Source organism: Streptomyces sp. NPDC002537, from assembly GCF_053594975.1.
On the sequence record NZ_JBSFWT010000026.1, the window covers coordinates 14080 to 33412 of the forward strand.

General features: G+C 72.0%; 17 protein-coding genes and 1 riboswitch. Of the genes, 14 read left to right on the forward strand and 3 right to left on the reverse strand.

Annotated elements, in window-relative coordinates:
* The first annotated feature begins 24 nt into the window (after positions 1–24).
* The 9 genes from metK to ACWD4A_RS14640 all read left to right on the forward strand — a co-directional run bounded on the left by metK (position 25) and on the right by ACWD4A_RS14640 (position 10843).
* Complete coding sequence (gene metK / locus ACWD4A_RS14600) at positions 25–1254, forward strand: methionine adenosyltransferase (protein ID WP_451193687.1); 1230 nt, start codon at positions 25–27, stop codon at positions 1252–1254.
* Positions 1251–2063, forward strand: coding sequence for an S-methyl-5'-thioadenosine phosphorylase (locus tag ACWD4A_RS14605; RefSeq protein ID WP_451193688.1), 813 nt, complete (start codon positions 1251–1253; stop codon positions 2061–2063). The genes metK and ACWD4A_RS14605 overlap by 4 nt, the downstream gene beginning before the upstream one ends.
* Positions 2064–2115: 52 nt before the next feature.
* Positions 2116–3288, forward strand: a complete 1173-nt coding sequence (locus tag ACWD4A_RS14610) for a pyridoxal phosphate-dependent aminotransferase (protein ID WP_451193690.1) — start codon at positions 2116–2118, stop codon at positions 3286–3288.
* Between the two features lie 55 nt (positions 3289–3343).
* Positions 3344–3910, forward strand: a complete 567-nt coding sequence (locus ACWD4A_RS14615) for an FABP family protein (RefSeq protein ID WP_451193692.1) — start codon at positions 3344–3346, stop codon at positions 3908–3910.
* Between the two features lie 183 nt (positions 3911–4093).
* A complete protein-coding gene (locus ACWD4A_RS14620; protein ID WP_451193694.1) occupies positions 4094–5536 on the forward strand; it encodes a GuaB1 family IMP dehydrogenase-related protein in 1443 nt (480 codons plus the stop codon).
* Between the two features lie 375 nt (positions 5537–5911).
* Positions 5912–7405 (forward strand): amino acid permease, encoded by a 1494-nt coding sequence (locus ACWD4A_RS14625; RefSeq protein ID WP_451193697.1) that lies wholly within the window; start codon positions 5912–5914, stop codon positions 7403–7405.
* A 10-nt stretch (positions 7406–7415) separates the two neighbouring features.
* Entirely contained in the window at positions 7416–7871 is a 456-nt protein-coding gene (locus ACWD4A_RS14630; protein ID WP_451193698.1) for an Lrp/AsnC family transcriptional regulator, read from the forward strand.
* A gap of 421 nt (positions 7872–8292) precedes the next feature.
* Entirely contained in the window at positions 8293–9093 is an 801-nt protein-coding gene (locus ACWD4A_RS14635; RefSeq protein ID WP_451193700.1) for a carbon-nitrogen hydrolase family protein, read from the forward strand.
* 49 nt (positions 9094–9142) lie between these two features.
* On the forward strand, positions 9143–10843 hold the full coding sequence (locus tag ACWD4A_RS14640; protein ID WP_451193702.1) for a flavin monoamine oxidase family protein: 1701 nt from the start codon (positions 9143–9145) through the stop codon (positions 10841–10843).
* A gap of 257 nt (positions 10844–11100) precedes the next feature.
* Here ACWD4A_RS14640 and ACWD4A_RS14645 read toward each other — a convergent pair whose 3' ends face one another.
* A complete protein-coding gene (locus ACWD4A_RS14645; protein WP_451193704.1) occupies positions 11101–11784 on the reverse strand; it encodes a DUF5995 family protein in 684 nt (227 codons plus the stop codon).
* Positions 11785–11856: 72 nt separating this feature from the next.
* On the reverse strand, positions 11857–13260 hold the full coding sequence (locus tag ACWD4A_RS14650) for a uracil-xanthine permease family protein (protein WP_451193705.1): 1404 nt from the start codon (positions 13258–13260) through the stop codon (positions 11857–11859).
* 219 nt (positions 13261–13479) lie between these two features.
* On the opposite strand from ACWD4A_RS14650, the gene ACWD4A_RS14655 reads away from it, so the two are divergent.
* The gene (locus tag ACWD4A_RS14655) at positions 13480–13878 is read left to right on the forward strand and encodes a hypothetical protein (protein ID WP_451193706.1); all 399 of its coding nucleotides are present in this window, start codon (positions 13480–13482) and stop codon (positions 13876–13878) included.
* Between the two features lie 100 nt (positions 13879–13978).
* Here the strand turns inward: ACWD4A_RS14655 and ACWD4A_RS14660 are convergent, their stop codons facing one another.
* Positions 13979–15181: an MFS transporter gene (locus ACWD4A_RS14660; protein WP_451193707.1), complete on the reverse strand. Its 1203-nt coding sequence runs from the start codon at positions 15179–15181 to the stop codon at positions 13979–13981.
* A gap of 190 nt (positions 15182–15371) precedes the next feature.
* Positions 15372–15502, forward strand: a riboswitch (FMN riboswitch).
* 191 nt (positions 15503–15693) lie between these two features.
* Between ACWD4A_RS14660 and ribD the strand changes: the two genes are divergently transcribed.
* Genes ribD through ACWD4A_RS14680 form a run of 4 tightly spaced genes read left to right on the forward strand, consistent with a single transcriptional unit; the run spans position 15694 to position 19311 of the window.
* A complete protein-coding gene (ribD, locus tag ACWD4A_RS14665) occupies positions 15694–16770 on the forward strand; it encodes a bifunctional diaminohydroxyphosphoribosylaminopyrimidine deaminase/5-amino-6-(5-phosphoribosylamino)uracil reductase RibD (RefSeq protein ID WP_451193802.1) in 1077 nt (358 codons plus the stop codon).
* A 2-nt stretch (positions 16771–16772) separates the two neighbouring features.
* Positions 16773–17381 (forward strand): riboflavin synthase, encoded by a 609-nt coding sequence (locus tag ACWD4A_RS14670; protein WP_451193709.1) that lies wholly within the window; start codon positions 16773–16775, stop codon positions 17379–17381.
* On the forward strand, positions 17378–18034 hold the full coding sequence (locus ACWD4A_RS14675) for a nicotinamide mononucleotide transporter family protein (protein ID WP_451193711.1): 657 nt from the start codon (positions 17378–17380) through the stop codon (positions 18032–18034). Before ACWD4A_RS14670 ends, ACWD4A_RS14675 begins: the two co-directional genes overlap by 4 nt.
* Complete coding sequence (locus tag ACWD4A_RS14680; RefSeq protein ID WP_451193713.1) at positions 18031–19311, forward strand: bifunctional 3,4-dihydroxy-2-butanone-4-phosphate synthase/GTP cyclohydrolase II; 1281 nt, start codon at positions 18031–18033, stop codon at positions 19309–19311. The genes ACWD4A_RS14675 and ACWD4A_RS14680 overlap by 4 nt, the downstream gene beginning before the upstream one ends.
* The last annotated feature ends 22 nt before the right edge of the window (positions 19312–19333 follow it).

Sequence of the window (19333 nt, forward strand, 5' to 3'; positions counted from 1 at the left end):
CGACCACGCACGACCTGGAGTCCCATGTCCCGCCGCCTGTTCACCTCGGAGTCCGTGACCGAGGGTCACCCCGACAAGATCGCCGACCAGATCAGCGACAGCATCCTCGACGCGCTCCTCAGGGAGGACCCGACGTCGCGCGTCGCCGTCGAGACCTTGATCACCACCGGCCTGGTGCATGTCGCCGGTGAGGTCACGACCAAGGCGTACGCCCCCATCCCGCAGATCGTCCGCGGGCGCATCCTGGAGATCGGTTACGACTCGTCCAAGAAGGGCTTCGACGGCGCCTCTTGTGGTGTGTCGGTGTCCATCGGTGCGCAGTCCGCGGACATCGCGCAGGGTGTCGACACGGCGTACGAGAGCCGTGTGGAGGGTGACGAGGACGAGCTCGACAAGCAGGGTGCGGGCGACCAGGGCCTGATGTTCGGTTATGCGTGTGACGAGACGCCGACCCTGATGCCGTTGCCGATCGAGCTGGCGCACCGTCTGTCGCGTCGTCTGTCGGAGGTCCGCAAGAACGGGACGATCCCGTACCTGCGCCCCGATGGCAAGACGCAGGTGACGATCGAGTACGACGGCAACAAGGCCGTCCGTCTCGACACCGTCGTCGTCTCCTCCCAGCACGCGGCCGATGTCGACCTCGATGCCCGACTGACCCCCGACATCCGTGAGTTCGTGGTGGAGCACGTGCTCGGGGAGCTGGTCGGGGACGGCATCAAGCTGGACACCGAGGGCTATCGTCTGCTGGTGAACCCGACGGGCCGGTTCGAGATCGGCGGCCCGATGGGTGACGCGGGTCTGACGGGCCGGAAGATCATCATCGACACCTACGGCGGCATGGCCCGTCACGGCGGTGGCGCGTTCTCGGGCAAGGACCCGTCCAAGGTGGACCGTTCGGCGGCGTACGCGATGCGCTGGGTGGCGAAGAATGTGGTGGCCGCGGGTCTGGCTTCGCGGTGCGAGGTGCAGGTGGCGTACGCGATCGGCAAGGCCGAGCCGGTGGGTCTGTTCGTGGAGACCTTCGGTACCAACACGGTCGAGACCGAGAAGATCGAGCACGCCATCGGCGAGGTCTTCGACCTCCGCCCGGCCGCCATCATCCGCGATCTGGATCTGCTGCGGCCGATCTACGCGCAGACCGCCGCTTATGGTCATTTCGGCCGTGAGCTGCCGGACTTCACGTGGGAGCGCACCGACCGCGTCGACGCACTGAAGAAGGCCGCCACCGCCACGAAGGGAACCGAGTCCGCATGACCGACAGCACCACGGCCCCCGCCATCGGCGTCATCGGCGGGAGCGGCTTCTACCGGCTGCTCGCCGACGCGGAGGAGGTACGGGTCGACACCCCGTACGGCGAGCCCTCCGACGCCATCGCGGTCGGCGACGTCGACGGCCGTCGCGTGGCCTTCCTGCCCCGCCACGGCCGGGAGCACGAGTTCGCCCCGCACACCATCAACTACCGCGCCAACCTGTGGGCCCTGCGCTCGCTCGGCGTGCGCCAGGTCCTCGCGCCCTGCGCGGTCGGCTCCCTGCGCCGTGAGCTCGGCCCCGGCACCATCGTCGTCCCCGACCAACTGGTGGACCGCACCAGCGGCCGGGTGCAGACGTACTACGACAAGGGCGCCGCCCATGTGTCCTTCGCCGACCCCTACTGCCGTGCCGGCCGGACGGCGGTCCTGCGGGCCGCCGGGGCCGCGGGCACCGAGGCGCACGACGGCGGCACGATGGTCGTCGTGGAGGGCCCCCGCTTCTCCACCCGCGCCGAGTCGCAGTGGTTCGCGGCCGCCGGCTGGTCCCTGGTCAACATGACCGGCCACCCCGAGGCCGTGCTCGCCCGGGAACTCGCGCTCTGCTACACCTCGGTGGCCCTCGTGACCGACCTCGACGCGGGCATCGACGCGGAGGAGAGTGTCGCCCAGGACGAGGTCTTCAAGGTTTTCGCCGAGAACACCGAGCGGCTGCGCGGTGTGATCATGGAAGCTGTGAGGACGCTTCCGGAACACCGCGACTGCGCGTGCGCCGGGGTGCTCGACGGGATGCCGCTGCCCTTCGAGCTGCCCTGACGCCGCACAGGACACCCGGACCGTTCCGTCTTCGTCGAGGGAAGAGAGAACCATGACCCGCAAGCCCGTCAACAGCCGCCTCGCGGAGTTCGGCACCACCATCTTCGCGGAGATGTCCGCGCTCGCGGCCCGGACCGGCGCGATCAACCTCGGGCAGGGTTTCCCCGACACCGACGGCCCGGAGGAGATCAGGGAGGCCGCCGTCCGTGCCCTGCGCGACGGCCGCGGCAACCAGTACCCGCCGGGCCCCGGCGTGCCGGAGCTGCGCCTCGCCGTCGCCGACCACCAGCGCGACCGGTACGCGCTGTCCTTCGACCCCGACACCGAGGTCCTGGTCACGGCCGGGGCGACGGAGGCGATCGCCGCGGCGCTGCTCGCCCTGGTCGAGCCCGGCGACGAGGTCGTCGCGCTGGAGCCGTACTACGACTCGTACGCCGCCTGCATCGCCATGGCGGGCGGCAAGCGGGTCCCGGTGACGCTGCGGCCCCGCGACGGCGCCTTCCGGCTCGACCTCGACGAACTGCGGGACGCCGTGACGCCCCGCACCCGGGTGCTCCTGATCAACACCCCGCACAATCCGACGGGCACCGTGCTCGGCCGCGAGGAGCTCACGGCGATCGCCGCCCTCGCGCTGGAGCACGACCTGCTCGTCATCTCCGACGAGGTCTACGAGCACCTCGTCTTCGACGACGCCGAGCACATCCCGCTCGCCTCCCTCCCCGGGATGCGCGAGAGGACCGTCACCATCGGCTCGGCGGGCAAGACCTTCTCCTTCACCGGCTGGAAGGTCGGCTGGGCGACCGCCCCGGCGGCCCTGGTCACCGCGGTCCGTTCGGCCAAGCAGTTCCTGACGTTCGTCTCGTCCGGCCCGTTCCAGTACGCGATCGCGGAGGCCCTGCGCCTGCCGGACGACTACTTCGCCGGCTTCCGCGCCGACCTGCGGGCCAAGCGCGACCTGCTGGCGACGGGGCTGACGGAGGCGGGCTTCACCGTCTACCGCCCGGCCGGCACGTACTTCATCACCACCGACATCCGCCCGCTCGGCGAGACCGACGGCTTCGCGTTCTGCCACGCGCTCCCCGGACGGGCGGGCGTGGTCGCCATCCCCAACGCCGTCTTCTACGACAACCGCGCCGAAGGCACCCCCTTCGTCCGCTTCGCGTTCTGCAAGCGGACCGCCGTGCTGGAGGACGCGGTCGCGCGCCTCAAACAGCTCGCGGCGTGACCGACCCGAGCAACCCGACGCCCGGCCCGCCGGGACACAGTGTGAGAGGAACACCATGAGCGAGCACACACCCGGCACGGCCGGAGAAGCGCTGTTCCCGGCCGCCCCCTACCCCGACACCTGCTCGGCGGAGGGGCTGCACCCCTGGCTGGAGCCCGTCCGGTCCTTCCTCGGGCGCTGGCGCGGCCGCGGCGAGGGCAGCTACCCGACCCTCGCCGAGGGCTTCGCCTACGAGCAGGAGCTCACCTTCTCCCACGACGGCCGCCCCTTCCTCCACGTCGAGGCGCGGGCCTGGCTGATCGACGGCGAGGGGAACCCGCTCCGCCCGTCCGGCCGGGAGACCGGCTGGTGGCGGGTGACCCCGGAGGGCTACATGGAGGCCCTGCTCGCCCACCCCACCGGGATCGCCGAGACCTACACCGGCCGGGTCTCGGGCGCCACCGTCGAGATGGCCACGAAGGAGGTCGTCCGCACCCCGGTGGCCAAGGAGGTCACCGCCGAGCACCGGCGCTACACCCTCACCGACGACGGCACCCTCGACTACGTCCACCAGCTCGCGGGCGTCGGACAGCCCCTCCAGCACCACCTGGCCGCGAGCCTGCGCCCGCACCCGCTCCCGTGACCTGTCCGAAGCCACAGACGCCGGCGCCCGGCCCTGGGGGAAGCCATAAGAATGTGCCTCCGGTTCGCGGTTCCGCGGCGGCATCATGGATGATGGGTCCAGGAACCTCAGCCCGATCCGGTGCTGGCTCGGTGCTGACTCCCCACCCGCTTTGTACTCAAAACCGCAGGTGAGAGAGCCAGTATGCGATTCCTCAACGACCAGAAGCCGTCGTACGACCTGACCTACGACGATGTGTTCATGGTGCCGAGCCGCTCCGCGGTCGGCTCCCGGCAGGGCGTCGACCTGTCCGCCCAGGACGGGACCGGTACCACCATCCCCCTCGTGGTCGCCAACATGACCGCCATCGCCGGCCGCCGCATGGCGGAGACGGTGGCCCGCCGCGGCGGCATCGTGGTCATCCCCCAGGACATCCCGATCGAGGTCGTGACCGAGGTCATCTCCTGGGTCAAGGGCCGCCACCTCGTGCTGGACACCCCGATCGTCCTCGCGCCCACGCAGACCGTCGCCGACGCGCTGTCGCTGCTGCCCAAGCGCGCCCACGGCGCCGGCGTCGTCGTCGACGACGAGCACCGCCCCGTCGGCGTCGTCACCGAGCACGACCTGACCGGCGTGGACCGCTTCACCCAGCTGTCCGAGGTCATGTCCAAGGAGCTGCTGCTCCTCGACGCCGACATCGACCCGCGCGAGGCCTTCAACCAGCTCGACGCCGCGCACCGCAAGCTGGCGCCCGCCGTCGACAAGGACGGCCGCCTCGCGGGCATCCTCACCCGCAAGGGCGCCCTGCGTGCCACCCTCTACACCCCCGCCACCGACAAGGACGGCAAGCTGCGCATCGCCGCCGCCGTCGGCATCAACGGCGACGTGGCGGGCAAGGCCAAGGCCCTGCTGGAGGCCGGCGCCGACACCATCGTCGTGGACACCGCCCACGGCCACCAGGAGTCGATGATCGCCGCGATCAAGGCCGTCCGCGGCCTCGACCCGCAGGTCCCGATCGTCGCGGGCAACATCGTCGCCGCCGAGGGCGTGCGCGACCTCATCGAGGCGGGCGCCGACATCATCAAGGTCGGCGTGGGCCCCGGTGCCATGTGCACCACCCGCATGATGACCGGCGTGGGCCGCCCGCAGTTCTCCGCGGTGCTGGAGTGCGCCGCCGAGGCGAAGAAGTACGGCAAGCACGTCTGGGCCGACGGTGGCGTCCGTCACCCGCGCGACGTCGCCATGGCGCTCGCCGCCGGTGCGTCCAACGTCATGATCGGCTCCTGGTTCGCCGGGACCTACGAGTCCCCGGGCGACCTCCAGCAGACCGCCGACGGCCGTCTCTACAAGGAGAGCTTCGGCATGGCCTCCGCGCGCGCCGTGCAGAACCGCACCTCCACGGAGTCCGCGTACGACCGGGCCCGCAAGGCCCTGTTCGAGGAGGGCATCTCCACCTCGCGGATGTTCCTCGACCCGACCCGTCCGGGCGTCGAGGACCTGATCGACTCGATCATCGCGGGCGTCCGCAGCTCCTGCACCTACGCGGGCGCGGGCTCCCTGGAGGAGTTCCACGAGCGGGCCGTCATCGGCGTCCAGAGCGCCGCGGGCTACGCCGAGGGCAAGCCGCTGCACGCCAGCTGGCAGTAATCAGCACGCACACCCCGAAGGGGCGCGGTCCGGTTCTCCGGGCCGCGCCCCTTCGCGTTTCCCGAGCGGCTCTCGCGCCGCGCCCCGATCGCACCCCGTTGGCGACGACATGTACCGATTCATAAGGTGACGTGCAACGATCGCCCGTTCCGGCCCCCCACGCGCAATGATCGATCGCGCATACGCAAGAATGGTGCATTACGAGCGCACGCACCCACCTCGTAGGGTCTGCGCTGTACGTGGAGTGGCGGATACCGCTTGCTCGCGGTCCCCCTCCTCCCATGGGTTTGCTCCGCCCCGTCGGCGCGCCCCGGTCGGGTGCCGTGGCGGTCGTCCCCTCCGCCCTCGACAGGCAGCGACGAATGGAGCCACCCAGTGTTGGACCACGGCACAGCGCCCCCCGCCGCAGACGACGACCAGCGCGCCGCGCGCCCGGCCGCCGGCTTCGCGGCCGGGCTCCTGCGGCGCAAGCCCGTCGAGGCCCTCGTCGCCGAGGGCGGCCAGGGCGAGGGCGGCACACTGCGCCGCTCGCTCGGCATGTGGCAGCTCACGATGATCAGCATCGGCGCGACCCTCGGCACCGGCATCTTCGTGGTGCTCGGCGAGGCGGTGCCCAAGGCGGGCCCCGCCGTCATCGTCTCGTTCATCATCGCGGGCATCACCGCGCTGTTCTCGGCGCTCTCCTACGCCGAGCTCGCGGGCACCATCCCGGTCTCCGGCTCCTCGTACTCCTACGCCTACGCCACCCTCGGCGAGATCGTCGCCTGGGTCTGCGGCTGGTGCCTGATCCTGGAGTACGGCGTCTCCGTCGCGGCCGTCGCCGTCGGCTGGGGGCAGTACCTCAACGAACTGCTCGACGGCACCATCGGCGTCACCATCCCCGCCTCCCTGGCCAACCCGCCCGGCGACGGCGGGGTCTTCAACCTCCCCGCCCTGCTCGTCGTGCTGCTCTGCATGGCGTTCCTGCTGGGCGGCGCCAAGGAGAGCGCCCGCGCCAACACCATCATGGTCGTGGTGAAGATCGCCGCCCTGCTGCTCTTCTGCGGCGTCGCCTTCCAGGGCGTCAAGGCCGGCAACTACACCCCGTTCATGCCGCTGGGCATCGCGGGCCTCAGCTCCGCCGGAGCCTCCCTGTTCTTCTCCTACATCGGCTTCGACGCCGCCTCCACCGCGGGCGAGGAGGCCAAGGACGCCCAGCGCGACCTGCCGCGCGCGATCATGCTCTCCCTGATCATCGTCACCGCGCTCTACTGCCTGGTCGCGGCCGTCGCCGTGGGCGCCATGCCGTGGCAGAAGTTCGAGGGCAGCGAGGCCGCACTCGCCGGGATCATGAAGGACGTCACCGGCCAGGGCTTCTGGGCCGTGCTCCTCGCCGCCGGTGCCGTCATCGCCATCGCCTCCGTCGTGCTGACCGTGCTCTACGGCCAGACCCGCATCCTCTTCGCGATGTCCCGCGACGGCCTGGTGCCCAAGGTCTTCTCCAAGGTCCACCCCAAGAGCGGCACCCCCCGCGCCAACACCGTCATCGTCTCCCTCTTCTGCGGCGTCCTCGCCGCCGCCATCCCGCTCGGGCAGCTCGCCGACGCCACCAGCATCGGCACCCTCTTCGCCTTCGCCCTGGTCAACGTGGCCGTCATCGTGCTGCGCCGCACCCGCCCCGGGATGAAGCGCACCTTCCGGGTACCGCTCAGCCCGCTCTTCCCGGCCATCGGCTTCTGCCTCTGCGTCTACATGATGGGCAGCCTGGACGAGGTCACCTGGATGGTCTTCGGTGGCTGGATGCTCATCGGGCTCGTGATCTACTTCGGGTACGGGAAGAACCGCTCGCGGCTCGCCCGGGAAGGCCAGCAGGTACCCCTAGAGAAGTGATCCACCCGCAGTGCGACTGAACGATCTCGACGAACGCATCGTCCACGCCCTCGCCGAGGACGCCCGCCGCTCCTACGCCGACATCGGCACCGAGGTCGGCCTGTCCGCGCCCGCCGTCAAACGCCGCGTGGACAGGCTCCGCGCCGAAGGCGCCATCACCGGGTTCACCGTCCGCGTGGACCCGGCGGCGCTCGGCTGGGAGACCGAGGGCTTCATCGAGATCTACTGCCGCCGGAACACCTCGCCCGAGGCCATCCACCGCGGCCTGTCGCGCTACCCCGAAGTGGCGGCCGCCTCCACCGTCACCGGTGAGGCGGACGCCCTCGTCCAGGTCTTCGCCTCCGACATGCGCCACTTCGAACGGGTCCTGGAACGCATCGCGGGGGAGCCCTTCGTGGAACGCACCAAATCCGTCCTGGTGCTCTCCCCGCTGCTGCGCCGCTTCAGCTCCGGCGCCCCCTCCTGAGCACCCGCGCCCCGGGCCGGGCGGCGGCCCCGGACCGGACCTCGACCTGCTGATCGCCCTCGACGCGCTGCTCACCGAGGGGTCCGCCACCGCGCCCGCCGACCGGCTCCACCTCTCCGGCCCCGTCGACGAGGCGCCCGCCGCAACGGCCCGCGCCGCCGCGTCCTCGCCACCGCCCCCGGTGATGATCTCCATGGCCCGGCACCCGCGCCACGAGGCGGACGCCGGCCACGGGTGGCCGCGCGGACTCGTCCGCGACACCCTCCGCGCCCCCACGCAATGAATCACCGCCGAGGACCGGCAACGCGCAACGAATGATGCGCCGGTACGCAACGGTGGCGCCTTGTCCGTCGGAGTTACCGGCCCGTACCGTCAGAGCGTCTTAACGAAACGCCCCCTCGAACAGGTGAAGAGAGGCCGCATGACGCCGCTGCGCATCGCGCTCCACCAAGGCCCCCCAGGCGTCCCCTCCTCCACCGCCGAGACCCTCGACGCGCTGGCGGGCGCCGCCCGCCGGGCCGCCGACGCCGGAGCCCGGCTGCTGCTCACCAACGAGCTGTACCTCACCGGCTACGCCCTCGGCCCCTCGGTCCGGGACCGCGCCCAGCCGGCCGACGGACCCGGCGCGCTGGCCGTCGCCGGTATCGCCGCCGAGCACGGCCTGGCCATCGGCTACGGCTACCCCGAGCGCGCCGGAGCGGCGCTCCACAACTCCTTCCAGCTCATCGCGCCGGACGGGTCCCGCCTCGCCCATTACCGCAAGACCCACCTCTTCGGCGACTTCGAGACGGCGTACTTCACACCCGGCGACGACCCCCTCGTCCAGGCCGACTTCGAGGGCGTCCGCCTCGGCGTGCTGATCTGCTACGACGTCGAGTTCCCCGAGACCGTGCGCGCCCACGCGCTCGCCGGCACCGAGCTGCTGCTCACCCCGACCGCCCTGATGCGCCCGTACGAGATCGTCCCGCAGACGATCGTCCCGGCCCGCGCCTGGGAGAGCCAGCTGTACATCGCCTACGCCAACCGCTGCGGCACCGAGGGCGAGTTCACCTTCGCCGGGCTCAGCTGCCTCGCCGCCCCCGACGGGACCGCGCGGGCGCGGGCGGGCGCGGGCGAGGACCTGATCATCGCCGATGTGGACCCGGCACTGCTCAAGGCGTCCCGCGCCGAGAACACCTACCTGAGCGACCGCCGTCCGGAGCTGTACGGCTCGCTCGGCTGACGTACCACCCCCCACTGTTTCCCCCTTTTTCCGCAGGAGAGTTCAGCCGATGACGTCCACGGTGCCCACCGCCGCCCACGACGAGCCGTCGCAGCCGGCCCTGCCGCCGATCACCATGGTCGGTCCGGACTTCCCCTTCCCGTACGACGACTTCCTCGCGCACCCCGCGGGCCTCGGGCAGATACCCGCGACCGAGCACGGCACCGAGGTGGCGGTCATCGGCGGCGGCCTCTCCGGCATCATCACGGCCTACGAACTGATGAAGATGGGCCTCAAGCCCGTCGTCTACGAGGCCGACAAGATCGGCGGCCGGCTGCGCACCGTCGGCTTCGAGGGCTGCGACCCCTCGCTGACCGCCGAGATGGGCGCGATGCGCTTCCCGCCGAGCTCCACCGCCCTCCAGTACTACATCGACCTGGTGGGCCTGGAGACCAAGCCGTTCCCCAACCCCCTCGCGCCCGACACCCCGTCGACCGTCGTGGACCTCAAGGGCGAGTCGCACTACGCGAAGACCATCGACGACCTGCCGCCGGTCTACCGCGAGGTCGCGGAGGCGTGGAACGCCTGCCTGGAGGAGGGCGCCGACTTCTCCGACATGAACCGCGCCCTGCGCGAGCGCGACGTGCCGCGCATCCGCGAGATCTGGGCGAAGCTCGTGGAGAAGCTCGACAACCAGACCTTCTACGGCTTCCTCTGCGAGTCCACCGCCTTCAAGTCCTTCCGCCACCGCGAGATCTTCGGCCAGGTCGGCTTCGGCACCGGCGGCTGGGACACCGACTTCCCCAACTCCATCCTGGAGATCCTCCGCGTCGTCTACACCGAGGCGGACGACCACCACCGCGGCATCGTCGGCGGCAGCCAGCAGCTCCCGCTGCGGCTGTGGGAGCGCGAGCCCGCGAAGATCCTGCACTGGGCGCCCGGCACCTCGCTGTCCTCGCTGCACGACGGCGAGCCCCGCCCGGCCGTCACCCGCCTGCACCGCACCGCGGGCAACGGCATCACGGTGACCGACGCGTCGGGCGACATCCGCACGTACAAGGCGGCCGTCTTCACCGCCCAGTCGTGGATGCTGCTGTCGAAGATCGCGTGCGACGACTCGCTCTTCCCCATCGACCACTGGACGGCGATGGAGCGCACCCACTACATGGAGTCCTCCAAGCTGTTCGTGCCCGTCGACCGGCCGTTCTGGCTGGACAAGGACGAGGAGACCGGCCGGGACGTCATGTCGATGACGCTCACCGACCGGATGACCCGCGGCACGTACCTCCTGGACGACGGCCCCGACAAGCCGGCCGTCATCTGCCTCTCGTACACCTGGTGCGACGACAGCCTCAAGTGGCTGCCGCTGTCCGCGAACGAGCGGATGGAGGTCATGCTGAAGTCGCTCGGCGAGATCTACCCCAAGGTCGACATCCGGCGCCACATCATCGGCAACCCGGTCACCGTCTCCTGGGAGAACGAGCCCTACTTCATGGGCGCGTTCAAGGCCAACCTGCCCGGCCACTACCGCTACCAGCGGCGCCTGTTCACCCACTTCATGCAGGACCTCCTGCCGGAGGACAAGCGGGGGCTGTTCCTCGCGGGTGACGACATCTCGTGGACGGCGGGCTGGGCGGAGGGCGCCGTCCAGACGGCGCTCAACGCGGTGTGGGGTGTGATGCGCCAGTTCGGCGGCGCCACCGACCCCACCAACCCGGGCCCCGGCGACCTCTACGACGACCTCGCCCCGGTCGAACTCCCGGAGGACTGAACCCTTTCCGGCCACGGGCTCCCGGCTGCGGGCTGGTTCGCCTCCCCCAACCTTCGGCCGGGGGGACCCCCAGCGGCGGGGGCGGCCTGCGGCCGCGTCCTCGATCGCCGGACGGGCTGGATTTTCCGGACTGTGGTTCTTTGACCTGCGGCCCGCAGGTTACGGACTACGGTCAGCAGATCCAGCCCGTCCGGCGTTTGAGGACCGGGGTCCGGGGCGGAGCCCCGGTTCGGGAAGGGGCGGGGCTGGAGAACAAGTCACCCCAGCGGGGTGAGCAGGCAGCGGCTCACCAACCCCACGCCGGAGTCGAGGCGTTCGACGAGTTCCTCGGACACGTCCGGAAGATCCCGCACCGCCCACAGCCCCCGGAACGCCGCCCACGCGGCACCCCGCGCCGCCTCAAGGCTCCACGCCCCCACCAGATGCGTCAGCGGATCCGCGACATCCACAAGCTCCGGCGCCAAGCCGTCCCGCACCCGCTCCTCCAGGGCCACGAGCACCTCGCCCACCCGGTCGAAGTCGGCTTCGAGCGCGCACGGTTCGAGATCCAGCACCCGGCACGTATCGGCGAGCGCCAGTGGCAGGTCGTGTCCGATGTGGGCGTTGATGCCCGCCAGGGCGAACTGGAGGGGCCGTACGGCGGGGTGCCCGCGCAGCTGGAAGAGCGGGCGCCAGCACGCGGGCGGGCAGCGGCCCGCCGCCACGGCGTCGACGGCGGTCAGATAGCGCGCGGCGAACCGGACGTCCAGCTCCGTCGCCGTGCCCCGGTCCGTGAACGCCCCCGCCGTGACCCGCCGTCCGATCTCCTCGGTGACCGTGAGGTAGACCCGGTTGAAGACCGCCACCCCGTCCCGTGGCGGCAGGGTCTCCGCCAGTCGGCGCATCCGGGCCACGACGCCCTCGATACCCGTGGATGCCGCCCGCACCCCTGCCGTCGTCATGTGCTCACAGTGACATGCGAGTACGCAGCGTAGGGGCGGGCGGTGGGTGGATGACCGGAACGGATGACGAGGTCAGCGCCCGTCCCGGGCCGCGTCCTCCTCGGCGGCCGCGTCGTAGCCGCTCGTCCCGGCGTCCAGCAGCGGCTCCTGCTCCTTCAAGTGGGCCGGGGCCAGGGCGCGCAGGACGTGGTAGCCGGAGAGCACCACGAGGGTGCCGAGGGCGATGCCGCTGAGCTCGAAGTTGTCGCTGATCTTCAGGCTGACGCCGCCGATGCCGATGATGATGCCCGCGGCGATCGGCACCAGGTTCAGCGGATTGCGCAGGTCGACCTTGTTGTGGACCCAGATCTGCGCGCCGAGCAGGCCGATCATTCCGTAGAGGATGACGGTGATGCCGCCCAGCACACCGCCGGGCACGGCCGCCACGACGGCACCGAACTTCGGGCAGACGCCGAAGAGCAGGGCGAAGCCGGCCGCCGCCCAGTAGGCGGCGGTGGAGTAGACGCGGGTGGCCGCCATGACGCCGATGTTCTCGGAGTACGTGGTGTTGGCCGGGCCGCCGACCGCGGTGGACAGCATCGTCGCCACGCCGTCGGCGGAGATCGCGGTGCCGAGCTGGTCGTCCAGCGGGTCGCCGGTCATCTCTCCGACAGCCTTGACGTGCCCGGCGTTCTCGGCGATCAGGGCGATGACCACCGGCAGGGCCACGAGGATCGCGGACCAGCTGAACGTCGGACCGTGGAGCGACGGCAGGCCGATCCAGTCGGCCTTGGAGACCCCGGAGAGGTCGAGCCGCCAGTGGTCGACGGCGTCCGGGCCGCCGTGCACGGAGTGGATCTTCCCGAAGGCCCGGTCGAACACCCAGGAGATGCCGTAGCCGAAGAGCAGCCCGAGGAAGATGGCCACGCGGGACCAGAACCCGCGCAGGCACACCACGGCGAGCCCGGTGACGAGCATCGTCAGCAGCGCCGTCCACTGGTCCTGCGGCCAGTAGGTACGGGCGGTGACCGGCGCGAGGTTGAAGCCGATCAGCATGACGACGGCCCCGGTGACCACCGGCGGCATCGCCGCGTGGATGATCCCCGCGCCGAACTTCCGCACCGCCAGCCCGCTCAGGAGCAGCACCGCGCCGACCACGAAGATCGCTCCGGTGACGGCCGCGGTGCCGCCGCCCTGCGCCCGGATGATCGCGGCGACCCCCACGAACGAGAGGCTGCACCCCAGATAGCTGGGCACCCGGCCGCGCGTCGCCAGCAGGAAGAGGATCGTGGCGACACCCGACATCATGATCGCGAGGTTGGGGTCGAGACCCATCAGCACCGGGGCCACGAAGGACGCGCCGAACATCGCCACGACGTGCTGGGCGCCGAGCCCCGCGGTCCTGGGCCAGGAGAGCCGCTCGTCCGGCCGGACGACGGCCCCGGGGGCCGGGGTGCGCCCGTCCCCGTGCAGAGTCCAGCGCACGCCGAGGCCCATGAGTGCTCCAAAAGGTTCGCAGTGGGGGGAATCCGGACCATGTTAAGTGGCGCCGGCCTGTGCTCCCGGCCGCCGTCCGCAACGCGGCGGGCCCGTTCGCTGCTGCAATCGGGGCAATCAATGGTCCGTAAGACTGTATGACCGCTGCATCGTGCTGTTTCTTGCTTCATGCGAGGTATGCGTCTCTGTGTCCGATTCCTGCGAATCCAGGAGACACACATGCGTAACCTCGTCGGCCGCACCGCGGCCGCCGCCGTTCTCGCCGCGGCAGCCGTCGTACCGATCGCCGGTGTGGCACAGGCCGCCCCGGCCACCCCCGCCGTCCAGGCGTGGGACCACGACCACGACCACGACCGGGACCGTGACCACGGTCGCTGGGACCACGACCGCGACCATGGCCACGACCACGGCCGCTGGGACCGTGACGACTGCGACCGCGGCTGGGACCGTGGCTGGGGCCACCGTCGCCACGAGGACTGCGACGAAGGCTGGGGCTGGGGTGGCGGCGAATGGGGCCGTCACGAGGGCCGCGGCTGCGAGCGTCACGAGGGCCGGGAGTTCGGCCACCGTGGCTGGGGCGGCTGGGGCGGCCTGGGCGGTCTGTTCGGCATCCTCTAAGCGGTAACGGCGCACAGCCGCCTGGTTCGGGCCGTGCGGTGGACCCTCCAAGGGCCCGCCGTGCGGCCCACCGCCGCGTCCGCCCTTCCTCCCGCCCCGCCTACCGCGCCGTGCGCAGCACCGCCGCCCCCGCCACCAGCCCCGCCGCCAGTGCGGTCACCAGGCCGAACGACGCGACGAGCGACGCCGCGTCCGCGATCTGCCCGATCGCCGCCGGGGCGAGGAGCCCCGACGTGTAGACGACGGTCGCGACCCCCGCGATGGCCCGAGCGGGCGCCGGCCCGCTGCGTCCCGCCGCCGAGAAGGCCAGCGGGACGACGACGGCGACGCCCAGGCCGATCAGCGCGAAGCCCGCGACGGCGGCCACCGGCCCGGTCGCCGAGACCACCAGCACCCCGCCCGCCGTGGCCAGCGCGCCCCCGTACCGTACGGTCCGCACCGGGCCGTACCGCCGTACCGCCGCGTCCCCCGCGAACCGGGCCGCCGCCATCGTGCAGGAGAACGCGGTGGTGCAGCCCGCCGCCACTCCCGGGTCCGAGCCGATGACATCGCGCAGGTAGACCGCGGACCAGTCCAGGCTCGCGCCCTCGGCGAACACCGCGCAGAACCCGACCGCTCCGATGGCGAGAGCCGCGCGCGGCGGCAACGAGAAGCGCGGCGGCGGGTGTTCCCCGGCGGGGGTGCGCAGATCCAGCACCCAGTGGCAGACGAGCGCCCCGCACAGCGCGAGCACCACCGCCGCGAGTCCCAGATGGAGCCGCGCGTCCGTACCGGCGTGCGCGGCGACCGTGCCCACCGCCGAACCGGCCAGCGTCCCCACGCTCCACATCCCGTGCAGCCCCGACATGATCGAGCGGCCCATGCGCTCCTCGGTCTCGACGCCGAGCGCGTTCATCGCGACGTCCGCCATCCCCGAGGCCGCGCCGTAGACGGCCAGCGCCCCGCACAGCGCGAGCAGCCCCGGGGAGAGCGCGGGCAGCGCCAGCGAGCCGCACCACAGCGTGATCAGCCCGCGCAACGCGGCCCGCGACCCGAAGCGGTGGCCCACCCGCCCCGCGAGCGGCATCGCCAGCGACGCGCCGATCGCCGGGAACGCCAGCGCCAACCCCAGCCGGCCCGCGCCGATGTCCGCGTGCGCCTGGATCCACGGCACCCGGGTCGCGAAGCTCCCCGTGACCGCGCCGTGCACCGCGAACACCGCGGCCACCGCGTACCGCGCCCGGCGTAACCGGCCGGGCGCGCCGTTCCCGTCCCCGCCCGTCCGGCCGTTCCCCTCGCCCGCACCCCTGCTGTCCGCGCTCATGGACGGGCATCCTCCCGGACGCGGTCCGGGCCGGTCGACCCCGTTTCCCCGCCCGCGGCCCCGTCGTGCGCGCCACATCACCGTGGACACCGCGCCGCCCCTCGGCGTACGCTCAAAGGCGTCGGACCGGCAGTGTTCAAGGAACGTGCAGGTCAGACCCCATGTAGCATTTGTTGGACAAGTATTCACGCAGCGCACTCCGGGGTCGGTGAAATTCCGAACCGGCGGTTACAGTCCGCGACCCGGCCGCAGCCAGCGGCCGGTTGACCAGGTGAAACTCCTGGACCGACGGTTAAAGTCCGGATGGGAGGCAGTGCGCGGCGGGCACGCATATCCGGCACACCCGCAGGTGATCCGGCCCACTTTCCGGGGGCGGACCCTCTTGCGAACTCGGTGCACCCCCGGTGGCGTTCCCGCTCCTTCGTCGTCCCGTACGACAGCCCCGGAGTCCGTGCCCTGAGAGGCAGGAGGACCCGGTGGCCACCCGAGAGAGCGCCGTCGAAGCCGACGCGATGCGCCGGGCCGTCGCACTCGCCGCCCGAGCCCTCGGCTCCACCAGCCCCAACCCCGTGGTCGGCTGCGTCCTCCTGGACGCCCGGGGCCGCACCGCGGGCGAAGGCTGGCACCGCCGCGCGGGCGGACCGCACGCCGAGGTCGAGGCCCTCCGCGACGCCGCGGACTCCGGCCGGGACGTCCGCGGCGGCACCGTCGTCGTCACCCTCGAACCCTGCAACCACACCGGACGCACGGGCCCCTGCGCACAGGCCCTGATCGCCGCCGGAGTGGCCCGCGTCGTCTACGCCGTCGCCGACCCGACGCCCACCGCCACCGGAGGCGCGGCCACCCTCGCCGCCGCCGGGATCGACACCGAGGGCGGACTCCTCGCCGACGAGGCCGCCGCGGGCAACGCCGCCTGGCTCACCTCGGTGCCGCGCCACCGCCCCTTCGTCCTCTGGAAGTACGCCGCCACGCTCGACGGCCGCAGCGCCGCCGCCGACGGCACCAGCCGCTGGATCACCTCCGCCGCGTCCCGCGCGGACGTCCACCGGCTGCGCGCCGAGGCGGACGCCGTGGTCGTCGGCTCCGGCACCCTGCGCGCCGACGACCCGCACCTGGCCGTGCGCGGCCGGGACGACAGCACCCAGCCGCTGCGGGTCGTCGTCGACACCCACGCCTCGATCACCCCGCGCGCCCGCGTCCTCGACGACGCGGCGCCGACGCTGATCGCCGTCGGCGAGCACGCCGACACCCGCCACCTGCCCGGCGTCGACACCGTACGGCTGCCCCACGACGGGACCGGCCTCGACGTCCACGCCCTGCTCACCGAGTTGTACGGGCGCGGCGTCCGCTCCGTCCTGCTGGAGGGCGGCCCCACCCTCGCCGGTTCGTTCGTCGCCGCGGGCGCCGTCGACCGGGTCGTCGGCTATCTCGCGCCCGCGCTGCTCGGCGCCGGACCCGCCGCCCTCGGCGACGCGGGCATCGGCACCATCGCGCAGACACTGCGCCTGGAGGTGACCGGCGTCGACCGCCTCGGCCCCGACCTGCGCATCACCGCCACCCCCACCGCTTCCGCTCCTGAGGAGAACTGAACGTGTTCACCGGAATCGTCGAAGAACTGGGCGAGGTCGTCGCCATCGAGAACCGTGGCGACTCCTCGGTTCTCCGGCTGCGCGGCCCCCTCGTCACCGACGGCGCCAAGCACGGCGACTCGATCGCCGTCAACGGCGTCTGCCTCACCGTTGTCGACACCGCCGACGGCGAGTTCACCGCCGACGTGATGGCGGAGACCCTCGACCGCTCCGGCCTCGGCGCCCTCGCCCCCGGCTCCCGGGTGAACCTCGAACGGCCCATGGCACTCGGCGGGCGCCTCGGCGGCCACCTCGTCCAGGGCCACGTCGACGGCACCGGCACCGTCCTGGAGCGGGTGCCCGGCGAGCACTGGGAGGTCGTGAAGATCGCCCTCCCGGCCGGGCTGCGCCGCTACGTGGTCGACAAGGGGTCGATCACCGTCGACGGGATCAGCCTCACCGTGGTCGAGGCGGGCGACGACTTCTTCACCGTCAGCCTCATCCCCACCACCCTCCAACTGACCACCCTGGGCATCAAGCAGCCCGGCGACCCCGTCAACCTCGAAGTGGACGTGCTCGCCAAGTACGTCGAGCGGCTGCTGGGCGACGACCGTACGGAGAAGACGCAGTGAGCGCGCTGAACTGGCTCAACGGCGAGGCGTTCACGGTCCTCGGCCAGCACGTCATCTGGTCCGACATGATCGGCAACACCGTGGGCCTCGCCGCCCTCGCCCTCGGCTGGCGGCGCTCCATATGGACGTGGCCCACCCAGTTCCTCTCCGGCCTGATCCTCGTCGCCGCCTACCTCTCCGCCCACCTCAGCGGCGGCGTCGGCAAGCAGCTCCTGGTCATCGGCGTCGCACTGTGGGGCTGGCGGCAGTGGCAGCGCGGCAGGCGGGACGCGCAGGACGGCTCGATCGCCGTACGCTTCGCCTCCTGGCGGGAGCGGGGCGCCCTGCTGGCGGGCACCGCCCTCGGCACGCTCGCGGTGGGCGCCCTGTTCACCGCCGTGCCGGAGCTCTCCTGGAACCCCTGGCCGGACGCCTACATCTTCGTCGGCACGCTCGCCGCGATGGTCTGCCAGGCCCGCGGCCTCATCGAGTTCTGGTTCGCCTGGCTGCTCGTGGACGTGGTCGGTGTCCCGCTGGCCTTCAGCAGCGGCCTCGCCTTCTCCGGCCTCGTCTACGTCATCTACTTCGTCGTCGTCCTGTGGGGCATGCGCGACTGGTGGCTGCGGTCCCGAGCCGGACAACAGCAGTCCGCACTGGAAGGAGTCGCAGCATGACCGCCCTGCAGAGCTGGTACGACGCCGGGGACCTGACCCTCGATCCGGTCGAGCGCGCCGTCGCCGACATCGCGGCCGGACGGCCCGTCGTCGTCGTGGACGACGAGAACCGCGAGAACGAGGGCGACCTCGTCGTCGCCGCCGAGAAGGTCACGACCGAGATCGTGGCGTTCATGATGAGCGAGTGCCGCGGCCTGATCTGCGTCCCGCTGGAGGAGCCGGACATCGCCCGGCTCGACCTGCCGCAGATGGTCGACGACAACACCGAGTCGATGCGCACCGCGTTCACCGTCTCCGTGGACGCGACCCGCGCCCACGGCATCGGGACCGGGATCTCCGCGGCGGACCGCGCCACCACCATCCGGCTGCTCGCCGACCCGGCGACCACCCCGGGCGACTTCGTCCGGCCCGGCCACGTCTTCCCGCTGCGCGCCCGGCCCGGCGGTGTCCTCGTCCGTGACGGCCACACCGAGGCGGGCGTGGACCTCGCGCGCCTCGCCGGACTGCGCCCCGCCGCCGCGATCGTGGAGATCGCGGGCGAGGACGGGACGATGCTGCGGCTGCCCGAGCTGATCCCGTTCGCCCGTAAGCACGGCCTGTCGATCATCTCCATCGAGGACCTGATCGCCTACCGCCGGTCCGCGGAGCCCACCGTCCGGCGCGAGGCGGAGACCCGGCTGCCCACCGCCTTCGGCGACTTCCGGGCCGTCGGCTACCGCTCGACCGTCGACGGCGTGGAGCACATCGCGCTGGTCGCGGGCGAGGTCGGCGACGGCGAGGACGTCCTGGTGCGCGTGCACTCCGAGTGCCTCACCGGTGACGTCTTCGGCTCGCTGCGCTGCGACTGCGGCCCGCAGCTCCGGGCGTCCCTGGAGCGGATCAGCGCCGAGGGCCGGGGTGTCGTCCTCTACCTCCGCGGCCACGAGGGCCGCGGCATCGGTCTGCTGCCGAAGCTGCGCGCCTACGAGCTCCAGGAGGACGGCCGCGACACGCTGGACGCCAACCTGGAACTCGGTCTGCCCGCGGACGGGCGCGACTACGCGGCCGGCGCGCGGATGCTCGCCGACCTCGGGGTGCGCTCGCTGCGGCTGATGACCAACAACCCCGACAAGACGGCCGCGCTGGTCCGGCACGGACTGACGGTCACGGGCCGCGAGCCCATGCCCGTCCAGGCGGGCGAGCACAACCTCCGCTATCTGCGGACCAAGCGGGACCGGATGGGGCACGACCTGCCCTGGCTCGACGCCGACCCGGTCTCCGCCTGCGGCAACCAGTGATCCACTCCGACTGATCCACCCG